The sequence below is a fragment of the Nocardiopsis prasina DSM 43845 genome (assembly GCF_000341265.1).
In the GTDB taxonomy this organism is placed as follows: Bacteria; Actinomycetota; Actinomycetes; order Streptosporangiales; family Streptosporangiaceae; genus Nocardiopsis; species Nocardiopsis prasina.
The window spans coordinates 1-12,095 of record NZ_ANAE01000155.1; the positions used below are offsets into that span (position 1 = coordinate 1).

Below are 12,095 nucleotides of genomic sequence, written 5' to 3' on the forward strand. Positions count from 1 at the left end.
CGGTAGCCGCCACCGCCGCCGCCACGGTAACCACCGCGACGGGGGCCGCCACGGCCGCGACGCTCACGGACGGGCTCCGGCGGCTCGATCCACGGCTCCCAGCTGGGCTCCTTGGCTCCGGTCACCTCGGAGAGCAGTTCGTCCCCGGGGTTGACCAGGTGCTGCTTGGCGTCGACGCCGGCGTCGCTGAGCAGACGGCGGGCCATGCGGCGCTGGTTCGGAGCGACCAGGGAGACCACGGCGCCCGAGGAACCGGCCCGCGCGGTACGGCCGCCACGGTGCAGGTAGTCCTTGTGCCCGGTGGGCAGGTCGATGTTGACGACCAGGTCGATGCCGTCGACGTGGATGCCGCGAGCGGCGACGTCGGTGGCGACCAGGGCCTGGATCTTACCCTCACGGAACTTGGCCAGGGTGCGCGTGCGCACGCTCTGGGTCTTGCCGCCGTGCAGGGAGGCGCAGGGCACCCCGGCCTCGATCAGCTGCTCGCTGATGGTGTCGGCGCGGTACTTGCTGCGCACGAACAGGATGGTGCGGCCGTCACGCGCGGCGATCTGCGCGACGATCTTGTTCTTGTCGCGGGGCAGCACCTTGAGCAGGTGGTGCTCCATGGTGGTGACCTGGGAGACCGGCGGGTCCACGGAGTGGGTGCGCGGGTCGTTCATGTAGCGGCGGACCAGCTTGTCCACGTCACCGTCGAGGGTGGCGGAGAACAGCAGGGTCTGACCGTCGGGGCGCACCTGGTCGAGAAGCTCGCTGACCTGCGGCATGAAGCCCATGTCGCACATCTGGTCGGCCTCGTCCAGCACCGAGATCTCGACGTCGCCCAGGTCGCAGGCGCCCTGGTCGATGAGGTCGGTGAGACGGCCCGGGGTGGCGACCAGCAGGTCGACGCCGCGCCGGAGCTCGTTGATCTGGCGGGTGTAGGAGCTGCCGCCGACGACGTCGCCGACCTTGACGCCCAGGATGCGGGCGTAGATACGCAGGGCGTCGCGCACCTGGTGCGCGAGCTCGCGGGTGGGGACCAGGATCAGGGCCCGGGGACGGTTGGCGGCGGCGCGGCGCTCGGCGCAGCGCATCAGGACCGGCAGGCCGAAGGCCAGGGTCTTGCCCGATCCGGTGCGCCCGCACCCGAGGACGTCACGGCCCTCGATGGCGTCGGGAATGGTCGCGGCCTGGATCGGGAACGGGTTGGTCACACCGTTCTTGGCCAGCTCGTCGACAATGTCCTTGGGAAGCCCCAGGCTGTCGAAAGCGGGCATTACGGCAGTGTCCGTCGTCAAGTGACGTGTACCTTCCTCATCGTTTGGCGGCGTTTCGAGGAAGGCTCCACACGGCCACAGCGGACCCAGCGAAGAAATCACACAAACGCGCCTGATCACACGCGGAAGCGGCCCTGGCTGTGTGGGCTCGTGTGCTCTTCGGGTCAAGAGTGATGTCGACCGACGCCGACACGCTCTCCGCGTCTGGGCGGCCCGGCGCGCTCGGATGCGCGCGGCATTCATCGACCGCTTGCAGCAGCGTACTAGAGATCGTTTGGAAGCGGGGACGGGATGGGGGATTTTCACCGGTGATACCGGTCTCCCCCCTCCCGTCCCCGTGTGCGGTCAGACCCCCGGGGCCATGGCCCTGGCCAGGGCGGTCAGGCGTCCCACCTGGGCGCGGCGCTCGGCGGCACACTGCTCCTCGAGCGTGTTGTCCCCGGCCTCCTGGAGGAGGGCCTTGGTGGCGACGGCTGCCTCGGGGTCGGTGGCCAGCAGGGCGGCGACGGCGTCGTCCACGGCGCCGTTGAGCTCGTCGACGCCGACGACCAGGGTGGCCAGGCCGAGCTCGCGGGCCTCCTCGGCACCGACCTTGCGGGCGGTCAGGCAGATCTCGGTGGCGCGGTGCACGCCGACGATGTCCACCAGGGGCTTGGTGCCGGTGAGGTCCGGCACCAGCCCCAGGGCGGGCTCCTTCATGCAGAACCGGGCGTCGTCGGCGAGGATGCGCAGGTCGCAGGAGAGCGCCAGCTGGAATCCGGCACCGATGGCGTGTCCGCGCACCGCCGCGATGGTGACGAGCTCCGGTCGGCGCAGCCAGAGGAAGCCCTGCTGGAGCTCGGAGATGTAGGCGTCCAGGTCGGCCTCGTCGGCGGAGCCGTCGGCGAGCCCGGCGACGATCGAGCGCTCGCCGTCGACCCCCTCCGGGGTGAACATGTTGAGGTCGATCCCGGCGGAGAAGATGTCGCCCTCTCCCGCGATGACGACAATTCGGACATCGCCCGGGAGTGTCTGGCCGATGTGGGCCAGGGTGGTCCAGGTGCGTCCGGTCATCGCGTTGCGGCGCTCGGGGCGGCTGATGGTGATGCGCGCGACCGCGCCCTCAACCACGAGCCCCAGTCCGGCCCGGGTCAGTTCCTCCTCGGTGGGCAGATCCTGTTTCCCGGACTCCCGCGGGTCCTGTGCCATGGCTTCCTCCGTCGCGTCGGTTGGCTACCCACCGACCCTACTCGCCAGTAACCCAGACCCGGGCGCCGGGATCAGGCCTTCCGTGTCGCACCACCACGTCCCCGCAGCTCCACCCCGGCCTCGCTCAGCAGCCGGTGGACGAAACCGTAGGAGCGGCCGGTCGCCGCCGCCAGACTGCGGATGCTCTCACCCTCGTCGTAGCGGCGCCTGAGCTGTGCGGCCAGCTCGGAACGGTCCGCTCCCGACACCCGGGTGCCCTTCCTCAACGCTTCACTCACAGATCTCTTCCCTTCCACGGTGGTGGGGTCTCCCACCGTCCGGAACCACTGCCATGATCGGACATCCCGTTCTCACACCGCCACATTCGCCTGGCGCCACGCCGGTGGGGGCGAGTTTCGGAAGACCACTAACCGGGCCCGAAATGTGACGGGGTGAACCTCGCGGTGCTCCGGGCGTCCACAGCGTTCCGCACGCGCTCGCTCGTGCCCGCGAGCACGGCTTCCCCGGACACACGGAGGACCCCGGCCCGCGTGGGGTCGGGGTCCTCCGTGCGCGTGCCCGGTCGGTCAGGCCAGCGCGATGAGGTCCTCGAAGTCGGCGTTCCACACGTCCTCGACACCGTCGGGAAGCATGATGACGCGCTCGGGTTGCAGGGCCCCCACGGCGCCCTCGTCGTGTGTCACCAGGACGATCGCGCCCTTGTAGTTGCGCAGCGCCGCCAGGATCTCCTCGCGGCTGGCCGGGTCCAGGTTGTTCGTGGGCTCGTCGAGCAGCAGCACGTTGGCGCTGGAGACGACCAGGGTGGCCAGGGCCAGCCGGGTCTTCTCACCACCGGAGAGCACACCGGCGGGCTTGCTCACGTCGTCACCGGTGAACAGGAACGACCCCAGGGTCTTGCGCGCCTCGACCTCGGGCAGGTCCGGGGCCGCGCTCATCATGTTCTCCAGCACGCTGCGGTCCACGTCCAGGGTCTCGTGCTCCTGCGCGTAGTAACCGAGCTTGAGCCCGTGGCCGGGGATGACCTCACCGGTGTCGGGCTGCTCGACCCCGCCGAGCAGCCGGAGCAGGGTCGTCTTGCCCGCGCCGTTCAGCCCCAGGATGACCACGCGGCTGCCCCGGTCGATGGCCAGGTCCACACCCGCGAAGATCTCCAGCGATCCGTAGGACTTGGACAGCCCCTCGGCCATCAGTGGGGTGCGACCGCTGGGCGCCGGGTCCGGGAAGCGCAGCTTGGCGACCTTGTCGGACTGGCGCACCCCCGCGACCCCGTCCAGCAGCTTGTCGGCGCGGTTGAGCATCTGCTGCGCCGCGCGCGCCTTGGAAGCCTTCGCGCGGAACCGGTCCGCCTGCTTGCGCAGGGTGTCGGCCTGCTTCTCCGCGTTGGCCAGCTCCCGGCGGCGACGGCGCTCGTCGGCCTCCCGCTGGGACAGGTACAGCTTCCAGCCCATGTTGTAGATGTCGATGGTGCTGCGGTTGGCGTCCAGGTAGAACACCTTGTTGACCACGTGCTCGACCAGTTCCACGTCGTGGCTGATCACGATGAGCCCGCCCTGGTGGTGCTTGAGGAAGTCACGCAGCCAGACGATGGAGTCGGCGTCCAGGTGGTTGGTGGGCTCGTCCAGCAGCAGCGTGTCCGCGCCGCTGAACAGGATGCGGGCCAGCTCCACCCTGCGGCGCTGACCACCGGAGAGCGTGTGCAGCGGCTGGGACAGCACCTTGTCCGGCAGGCCCAGGCTGGAGGCGATGGCGGCGGCCTCGGACTCGGCGGCGTACCCGCCCAGCACGTGGAGGCGCTCCTCCCAGCGGGCGTACTGGCGCACGCCCTTGTTGCGGGTCTTCTCGTGGTCGCTGGCCATCTTCTTCTCGGCCTCGCGCAGACCGTTGAGGGCCTCGTCGATCCCGCGCGCGGACAGGACCCGGTCCTTGGCGATCACGTCGAGGTCGCCGGTGCGCGGGTCCTGCGGCAGGTAGCCGATGCTGCCGGAGNTCCACCGGTGGGCAGCCCCTCCCCCGCGAGCACCTTGGTCATGGTGGTCTTGCCCGCACCGTTGCGGCCCACCAGTCCGATCCGGTCCCCCGCGGCGACACGGAAGGTCGTCGGCTCCAGCAGGAGTCGAGGTCCGACGCGCAGTTCGAGGTCGGTGGCGATCAACATGGGTGGGGCATCCTCAAAGGTGGTCTGGCGGTTCGGGGCGGTCGGGACACGCGCGGCACCGGCCCCCGTGGGGGCTGGTTCGGCGGTGGCGCCGCGACGGGGCGGCGGCGGACGTGTCCTCGGGACCGGCCGACCCAGCCTAACGGCAAGGAGCGGGGGCGGTGCGAGGGGTTTTCCTCACGGCGCGGCCCGGACACGGGCGCGCCCCCGACCCGCACAACGGGGCCGGGGGCGCGAGTCATTCCCGCAAGGGTTCGCGGGACGACGTCACTCCCTGGTGGGGGTGTCCGTCGACTCCGGCCCGTCCGGGGTCTCCTCGGAGGGCGGGGAGGCGACCACGACAGCCACGTCCTTCTCCGGCAGGGCCGCGGAGGACCCTCCCGGCCCCTCCGTGGCGTCGCCGTCGTCCGGGTGAGCGGGCGGCCGGTTGCGCAGCAGCGCGGCGAGCACGGCCGCCACCGGAGTGGCCAGGAACATGCCCGGGATGCCGCCCAGGATGCCGCCGGCCGTGATGGAGATCAGGACGATGGGCGAGGGGAGCTCCAGGGCCTGGCCGTAGATGCGGGGAGCGAAGATGCTGCTCTCCGCCTGCTGGACCACCACGACCGCCGCGACGATGATCAGCGCGACCACCCAGCCCTCGGCGACCAGGGCCACCAGCGCGGCCAGGAGTCCGGTGAGGAAGGCCCCGATGACCGGGAGGAAGGCGCCGACGAAGGTGAGCACGATCAGCGGGATCGCGAGGTTCACGTCGAGGAAGATGAGAAGGAAGATGCCGATACCGACGGCGTCGATGACACCGACCATCGCCACACCCCGCACGTAGCGGCCCATCACGCCGTAGGCGACGCCGCTCGCGTGACGCAGGCCCGGACGGGACTTGGGCGGCAGCAGCGTCACGAACCAGTCGATCAGCTTGTCGCCCGAATGCACGAAGTACACGGTGAGGGCGATGACCAGCACCAGGCTGATCAGGATCTGGAGGACGGCCGCACCGGCGGTCCAGGCTCCGTTGACCAGTTCCTGGGTGTTGTCGGTGATCATCCCCTGGACCTGGTCCCACGCGTTGGTGAACGCGTTGGTGAGGAAGGCCGGGTCCGCCTCCAGTCCGAAGGGGAGTTCGATCTGGATCTCCTGGAGACCGGTGAGCGCGCTGGAGACGCTGGCGATCATTCCGTCGAAGCCCTGTATGGCGGGCTGGATGATCATCGTGATCACACCGCCGAGGACGACCAGGCCGGTGAGGACGGCGACGGCGGTGGAGGAACCGCGTCCCAGCCCCTTGGTCCGGAGCCATTTGGCCAGCGGCATCAGCAGCGCGGTGATGAACACCGCGATGATGACCGGGAGGGTGACGAGGGAAAGGTAGATGATGGCGTAGACGAGCAGGCCCGCCACGACGCCGATGAGGAGCATCCGCCAGGCGACGTCGCTGACCACCCTCAGCAGGTCGCCCGCGCCCACGTCCTCGGGTTCGGGGGCGGGTTCCTCGACCACCTCGGGCTCGGCTCTGGCGGCCTTGTCCTGCGCCTCGAGTTGGGCGAGGCGCTCGGCTCGGGCTCTGCGGGCGACGAGCCACTTGTTCAGGAGCGCCCACACTCCCGGCCGCTGGGCTTGCACATGGACTCCGATCTCTGGATTGCTGCGGGGCGGCCGCTCCGGCGGCGACGGCCACGTGGTGACACTGTTCCGGGGGATGTGGGAGGGGATGTCAGGGAGATGCGCCGGCGGGGGTTCTGGTTCCGCCGGACGACGAGGAAGGTGGGGTGGCCCGGCGGAACGGGGCGGCCCTCACGGGTCCGCCCGTTCCGGTGGGGGCCGTCGTCTCAGAACTGCCAGGGCTCACGGGGGTGGCCGGCGCGCACGATCTCGTTGCCGAACGGGGCCAGCGCCACCGGGATCATCTTGAGCGAGGCCCACGCCATCGGGATGCCGATGATGGTGATGGCCAGGGCGAGTGCGGTGGTGATGTGACCGATGGTCAGCCACCAGCCCGCGACGATCAGCCAGATGACGTTCATGAACGTGGCGCCACCACCGGAGCCGGGCCTGCGCACGAGGTCGCGGCCGAAGGGCCAGATCGCGTAGCTGGCCATCCGGAAGGACGCGATGCCGAAGGGGATCGTGACGATGAGGAGGCAGCAGATGAGTCCGGCGATGACGTAGCCGACCGCCAGCCAGAATCCGGCGACGAAGAGCCAGATGATGTTCAGGATGAGCCTCAAGAGGGCCACGGTGTTCGTCTCCTTGGTTCGGTCCCGTGCTTGTCCGGTCCCGTGAGCGGGTGGTGCGCGTTCCCTCCGGAAGGGACGGAGAACGAGCGCACCCTGTTTTCTATCGTCTGGGACGCGGACGCACCATGACCTGTTCCTCCCTGTTCCCCTGATCCTTCCCCTAAGGGACGGTGTGGACCGGTGGGAATCGGCCCGCGGAGGGGCGGCGCGGCGGCCGGGGGAACGCCACGGGCTCGCACGCGGTTCAGGAGAGGGCGTGGGGGCGGTGCGCCGCGAGGCACCACGCGATACGACGACCCTACTGGCAAGGCGGATCGGCTTCCGGACCCCGTCGCGCTGCGTGAGGACATACGGTCACACCCAATCTCGCGAGCATGGGCGGACCACAATGTGATGGGCGCATCAGGAGGACCCCCTAGGCAGGAGGGACATCGCCCCATACGATGTGCTGTGTCCTTCGCAAGACGGTAGTTCTGGCGATTTGCGACAAAATCTGACAGACAACCAGAGACCGGACGCCAAGCATCAGGTTTCGGTAACGGTTGGATGAGTAATTTCCCCACCCCCCGTGCAGGATCGGGAGCGGGGATGGCATGATTACGTACCGGCACAGACGGAGACTGTCACCGCCTCCGCGGCCGTTCGCGTGAGAGCACCCCTTCAACGGCAGGCATCGCCTCCGTGATGGCGCTTCTCGTGGTCTCAGCCACACCGGGGAACAACGTCAACACCGCTCGACGTTTGCGTCGTGCGGGGTGCCTCACGCCGCATGACCAACTTTTGGTGACTGAAGCTTTTTCAGACAGCTTACTAGTGATTTCAGTAGAGGTGGTTCAAGCATGTCTCAGGTACGTCGGCAGGCCGCGCTGCGCCCCCGCCCGAGCTGGGGGTGGCAGGATGCCGCCGCGTGCCGGGGCGAGGACCTTGTGCTCTTCTTCGGCCCCGATGGCGAACGCCAGCCGGAGCGGGAGATTCGTGAGCGCAAGGCCAAGGAGATCTGTGCGGCCTGCCCAGTTCGGACCGACTGCCTGGACTATGCGATCTCGCGTCCGGAGAAGTACGGCACCTGGGGCGGACTGAACGAGGACGAGCGCGCCTCCGAGCGCCGTCGCCGCATGCGCCGCGCCAACGCCGCCTAGCGATTCCCGCCGAGCGGATCTCTCTCCCGCTGGCCCCGGCCCCGATAACCCGCGGCGCCCCGACGTAGTTCGTCGAGGGCGCCGCGGGTTTTCCTGTTTCCGCGTTTTTCGCGGTCGATTCCCGGTCCCGGGCCCTGACCCGGCCGAGCGCCCTCCCCGAGCCGGGTGGACTCACCCCGGCCCGGGTGACAGGTGCCGGTCGAACCAGTCCAGCGTCTCCACCGCCACCTCGCGCCATCCGAGGTCGCCCCGCAGCAGCCGTTCGGCCCCGGACACCACCTTCAGTTCGGAAGGGCCGCCCAACCTGCCGCGGGTCCACTCGCCCAGCTCGCGCACGAACGAGTCACCGCTCTCCAACAGGAACAGGGTCGGTGCCCGCACCGACGACAGGTGCGGTTCGGCGCGGTCGACGCGTCCGCCGTGCACCACCACCGCCCCCACGTCCTCCGGTCGCTGCGCCGCCGTCACCAGGGCGGCGGGCGCGGCGGGCCCGGAACCCAGCAGGCCCAGGGGTTCGCTGGCCGCGTCGGTCGCGCGCCGCAGCCAGGTCACCGCCGCGCTGAGCCGCTCTCCCAGCACACCGGTGTCGGTCTCCTGCCCGCCCTCCGTGTCCTGGGAGGCCCGTTCCTCCTCGGTGAGCAGGTCGAGCAACAGGGTCGCGTACCCCGCGCGGCGCAGGGCCGAGGCGTTCGCCCGCCACCGGGGGTCGGCCTGACCTTCGCCGAAGGCCATCACCACGGCGCCTCGCAGCGCCGTCGGCATCGTGAGGTCACCGTCCAGGTACACCTGTCCCGCGCGGATCCGCACCCCCCGGGAGACGTCGGGTGACCGGTGGAGGCGTTCGTGTTCGGAGAGGATCGCGACGACGCTGCCGTCGGACAGCTGGTCGAAGTCCCGGTACCACTCCCCCACCGCCTGGAAGTTCTCCGGTGCGGTCAACACCACCAGGTCGTCGGCCTCCTCCCGGAGCGTCTCCAGTGCCTCCGGGGCGCCCACGGGCACGGCCAGGACCAGGCGCGAGGGGCCCGCCTGGCGCAGCATCCGCAGCGCGGCGCGGGCGGTGCCGCCGGTGGCGACGCCGTCGTCGACCACCACGCAGTCGCGACCGGCGATCCTCGGAGACGGTCGTTCCCCTCGGTAGACGCGACGCCTGCGGTCGAGTTCGTCCCGTTCCGAGGCCACGGTGTCGAACAGCGCCTGACGTGGCACCCTCATCCGGGCCAGGGCGCGGTCGTCGTAGATGACCTGTCCGTCCTCGGCGATCGCGCCCACACCGGTCTCCGGGTGCCCGGGCATGCCGATCTTGCGGACCATCAGTACGTCGAAGTCGGCGTCGAGGCGGTCGGCGAGTTCCGCTCCGACGGGAACACCGCCACGGGGCAGGGCGAGCACGATCGGGTCGTTGACGGCGTGGGGGCGCACCCGCTCCGCGAGGCGTCGCCCCGCCTCGGAACGGTCGGCGAAGGGCAGTGAGACGGGTACCGGGTTCATGTCCTCACCGGCGCCAGGGCCGCGGAGCCCGGCGCCGCTCCTTCCGGCAGAGTGTGGAGTGAGCCGCGGGAACAGTGGTACCGGCATACCCCGCCTCATACGTGTCGCAACCCCGCACTGGGGCAAAAACCGCCCCGGGGCCGGTGCCCCGGGAACGGTCAGCGGCCCCGGGATCCGCCGCGCAGCACCGCCATCAACAGGGCGTCGTGGCGGCGCCCCTCCCAGAGCAGGGCGTCACGGAGTCGGCCCTCGACGTCGAAGCCGCAGGACCGGTACACGGCGATGGCGCGCATGTTGAAGGCGTAGACGTACAACCAGACCCGGTGCAGACCGATCTGCTCGAAGGCGTACTCCAGGACCAGCTGGGTCGCTTCCCGGCCCAGCCCCTGCCCGGTGAACTCGATCGCCGACAGGGCGATGCGGTACCCGGCGGTCTCGTTCTCCGGGGAGACCGCGTAGACGGACAGCTCGCCCAGATAGCGGCCGTCGCCGGGCGCGATGATGGCCAGGTCCAGCCGGTCGGTGCGGCCCGCGCGGCTCTCGCACCACTCGCGCGCCTGCGCGTAGGTGATGTGGCCGTGCGTTCCGGTGAGCCGTCGGACCTCCTCGTCGAGTCCCGCCGCGAAGTAGGCGTCCGTGTGTTCGGGGCCCAGGGGGACCAGTCGTACGCTCTTCCCGGTCAGCGTGGGCGTTTCTCGCAGCGCGCTCGTTCTGATCATGTGATCTTCCGGTTCCGACCGGGACCGTCGGGGCACGGCGCGTCCCGGTGTGAGGGAGTCGGCGGGCAGGGGGCGCCTACGCGGGAGCGGGGCCGCGGGGGCTGGCCGGTGTCAGGGGCCGCTGGTCGGGACGGGGGCGGAAGTGGTCCGAAGTGGGAGGGGAGGGGCCGGGGCTGGTGTGACCTCCGGGATTCCACGTTGACGAGGGCGGACCCCCTATGTAAAACGGCTCGGGGTCGCATGGCAAGCCCGGTCGCCCTCCCACCCGTGAAAAAGCCTGTCCACCGGAACTGCTCGCCGGATAACATCCGCACGCATCGAAACGAACCCTGGAGCCCTCCTTGAACGCGCAGACCGACAAGTCCACCGGACCCCCTCCCGAGGCCAGGCGCGCTCGGATCGCGGTGTCCACCCTGTTCTTCGTCAACGGGTTCACATACACGAACGCCGTTCCGTGGCTGCCGGTGATCAAGGACGACCTGGGTCTGACCAACGCGGAGCTGGGGCTGGCGATCGCGGCGATGCCGTTCGGGGCGATCCTGACCGGGATGCTCGCGGGGCCGCTGATCCACTGGTTCGGCAGCGGACGCACTGCCGTGGGGACCAGCCTCGTCTCGCTGGGAGCGCTTCCATTCATCGCTCTCGCGCAGAACTGGTGGATGCTCGCCGCAGCGCTCTTCGTCATGGGCTCCGCCGACGCCTGGACCGACTCGGCGCAGAACTCCCACGGTCTTCGCGTGCAGCGCCGCTACCGGCGGAGCATCATCAACACCTTCCACGCCGTGTGGAGCCTGGCGGCGGTCGCCGGCGGTCTGCTCGGCGCGACCATGGCCGGTTCCGGGGTGCCGATCCTCTGGCACCTGACCGGGGTGACGGTCGTGCTCGTGGTCGTGAACCTCGCCATCAGCCGCATGCTGCTGCCCGGGCCCGAGAACAGCGAGCGGGAGGACGGGGTGAACGGCCACGACGGGAGCCGGGCCCGCATCCCGGCCCAGGGCATCCTGCTACTGGTGATGCTGGGTGTGCTGCTGATGATGGCCGGGGGCATTGAGGACTCCGCGGCCTCGTGGGGGGCGGTGTACATGAGCACGGAACTGGGCGCGCCGCTGTTCCTGGCCGCGATGCCGTTCGTGGCCTGCCAGGCGATGATGACGGTGGGCCGCCTGGTCGGCGACCGGGTGACCGACCTGTTCGGAGCGGCGGCGGTGGGGCACGCCTGCGGTCTGCTCGCCGCTGGCGGGCTGGCCATCGCGCTCCTCCTTCCGCACCCGGTGACCACCATCATCGGCTTCGGTGTCATGGGGTTGGGCGTGTCCACGCTGTTCCCGCTGACGCTGGCCGCCGCCGGGAACATCCCCGGGGTGCGCACCGGCGACGGGGTGACCGTGGTGGGTTGGCTGGGCCGGGCCGGGTTCCTGGCCTTCCCTCCCATGGTGGGCCTCCTCGCCGACTCGCTCACACTCGGCAGCGCACTCTGGGCCATCGCTGCGGCGGGGGTGGCTGCCTTCCTGCTCGCCTCGGCACTGCGTCCGCGGACCTGAGGGGACACGAAAGGGCCCCGTTCACCGGATTCCTCCGGCGGACGGGGCCCTTCCACGCGTCAGACCCACGCGGACGCGGGAACGGACGCGGTGTTACTCAGCCATGCCCGGACGGCGGCTGCCGGCCCACAGGGCCAGAGCACCGATACCGGCCACGACCGCGCCGCCGAGCACGAAGCCCGACATGTCGACGCCCGTGGCGGCGAGCTCGCCACCGGTGGTGTCACCGGTGACCGGAGCCGGACCGCTCGGGGACTTGGCGCCGGGGGCGTTGGCGTTGGGCGGCTGCCCGTTGTCACCGGGGCCGGTGCCCAGGTCGGGGTCGGTGATTCCACCGTCACCGTCGCCGGGCGGGGTACCGCCGTCGTC

9 protein-coding genes and 2 pseudogenes are annotated in these 12,095 nt (G+C 70.3%); 2 read left to right on the forward strand and 9 right to left on the reverse strand.

What is annotated here, in order from left to right; translation table 11 throughout:
* The 6 genes and pseudogenes from D452_RS0117855 to D452_RS0117880 form a co-directional block, all read right to left on the reverse strand.
* Positions 1–1,259 (reverse strand): DEAD/DEAH box helicase (locus D452_RS0117855; protein ID WP_017545513.1); only part of this gene is annotated, 1,259 nt, incomplete at its 3' end.
* A gap of 345 nt (positions 1,260–1,604) precedes the next feature.
* Positions 1,605–2,447 carry an enoyl-CoA hydratase/isomerase family protein gene (locus D452_RS0117860; RefSeq protein ID WP_017545514.1) on the reverse strand — a complete coding sequence of 281 codons (843 nt, stop codon included), beginning with the start codon at positions 2,445–2,447 and terminating at the stop codon, positions 1,605–1,607.
* Positions 2,448–2,518: 71 nt separating this feature from the next.
* Positions 2,519–2,725 carry a helix-turn-helix domain-containing protein gene (locus D452_RS30435; protein WP_026129429.1) on the reverse strand — a complete coding sequence of 69 codons (207 nt, stop codon included), beginning with the start codon at positions 2,723–2,725 and terminating at the stop codon, positions 2,519–2,521.
* A 288-nt stretch (positions 2,726–3,013) separates the two neighbouring features.
* Positions 3,014–4,602, reverse strand: a pseudogene (locus tag D452_RS28550) (ABC-F family ATP-binding cassette domain-containing protein).
* Between the two features lie 267 nt (positions 4,603–4,869).
* Positions 4,870–6,201 (reverse strand): AI-2E family transporter, encoded by a 1,332-nt coding sequence (locus tag D452_RS0117875; protein WP_017545517.1) that lies wholly within the window; start codon positions 6,199–6,201, stop codon positions 4,870–4,872.
* A 227-nt stretch (positions 6,202–6,428) separates the two neighbouring features.
* Entirely contained in the window at positions 6,429–6,836 is a 408-nt protein-coding gene (locus D452_RS0117880) for a YccF domain-containing protein (RefSeq protein WP_017545518.1), read from the reverse strand.
* A gap of 839 nt (positions 6,837–7,675) precedes the next feature.
* Between D452_RS0117880 and D452_RS0117885 the strand changes: the two genes are divergently transcribed.
* Positions 7,676–7,975 carry a WhiB family transcriptional regulator gene (locus tag D452_RS0117885; RefSeq protein WP_017588640.1) on the forward strand — a complete coding sequence of 100 codons (300 nt, stop codon included), beginning with the start codon at positions 7,676–7,678 and terminating at the stop codon, positions 7,973–7,975.
* A 171-nt stretch (positions 7,976–8,146) separates the two neighbouring features.
* On the opposite strand, the gene D452_RS0117890 is transcribed toward D452_RS0117885, so the two are convergent.
* Both D452_RS0117890 and D452_RS0117895 read right to left on the reverse strand, forming a co-directional pair.
* The gene (locus tag D452_RS0117890) at positions 8,147–9,466 is read right to left on the reverse strand and encodes a phosphoribosyltransferase (protein WP_017545519.1); all 1,320 of its coding nucleotides are present in this window, start codon (positions 9,464–9,466) and stop codon (positions 8,147–8,149) included.
* Between the two features lie 158 nt (positions 9,467–9,624).
* Positions 9,625–10,185: a GNAT family N-acetyltransferase gene (locus D452_RS0117895; protein WP_017545520.1), complete on the reverse strand. Its 561-nt coding sequence runs from the start codon at positions 10,183–10,185 to the stop codon at positions 9,625–9,627.
* 341 nt (positions 10,186–10,526) lie between these two features.
* Between D452_RS0117895 and D452_RS0117900 the strand changes: the two genes are divergently transcribed.
* Positions 10,527–11,726 carry an MFS transporter gene (locus D452_RS0117900; RefSeq protein ID WP_017545521.1) on the forward strand — a complete coding sequence of 400 codons (1,200 nt, stop codon included), beginning with the start codon at positions 10,527–10,529 and terminating at the stop codon, positions 11,724–11,726.
* A gap of 93 nt (positions 11,727–11,819) precedes the next feature.
* Here the strand turns inward: D452_RS0117900 and D452_RS30915 are convergent.
* Positions 11,820–12,095 (reverse strand): annotated as a pseudogene (locus tag D452_RS30915) (hypothetical protein); the annotation flags it as partial.

What these genes read in the sequence shown, in the direction of transcription:
- D452_RS0117890 (WP_017545519.1), bottom strand. Translation starts at nt 9,466, where the DNA reads ATGAACCCGGTACCCGTCTCACTGCCCTTCGCCGACCGTTCCGAGGCG.
- D452_RS0117885 (WP_017588640.1), top strand. Translation starts at nt 7,676, where the DNA reads ATGTCTCAGGTACGTCGGCAGGCCGCGCTGCGCCCCCGCCCGAGCTGG.
- D452_RS0117895 (WP_017545520.1), bottom strand. Translation starts at nt 10,185, where the DNA reads ATGATCAGAACGAGCGCGCTGCGAGAAACGCCCACGCTGACCGGGAAG.
- D452_RS0117860 (WP_017545514.1), bottom strand. Translation starts at nt 2,447, where the DNA reads ATGGCACAGGACCCGCGGGAGTCCGGGAAACAGGATCTGCCCACCGAG.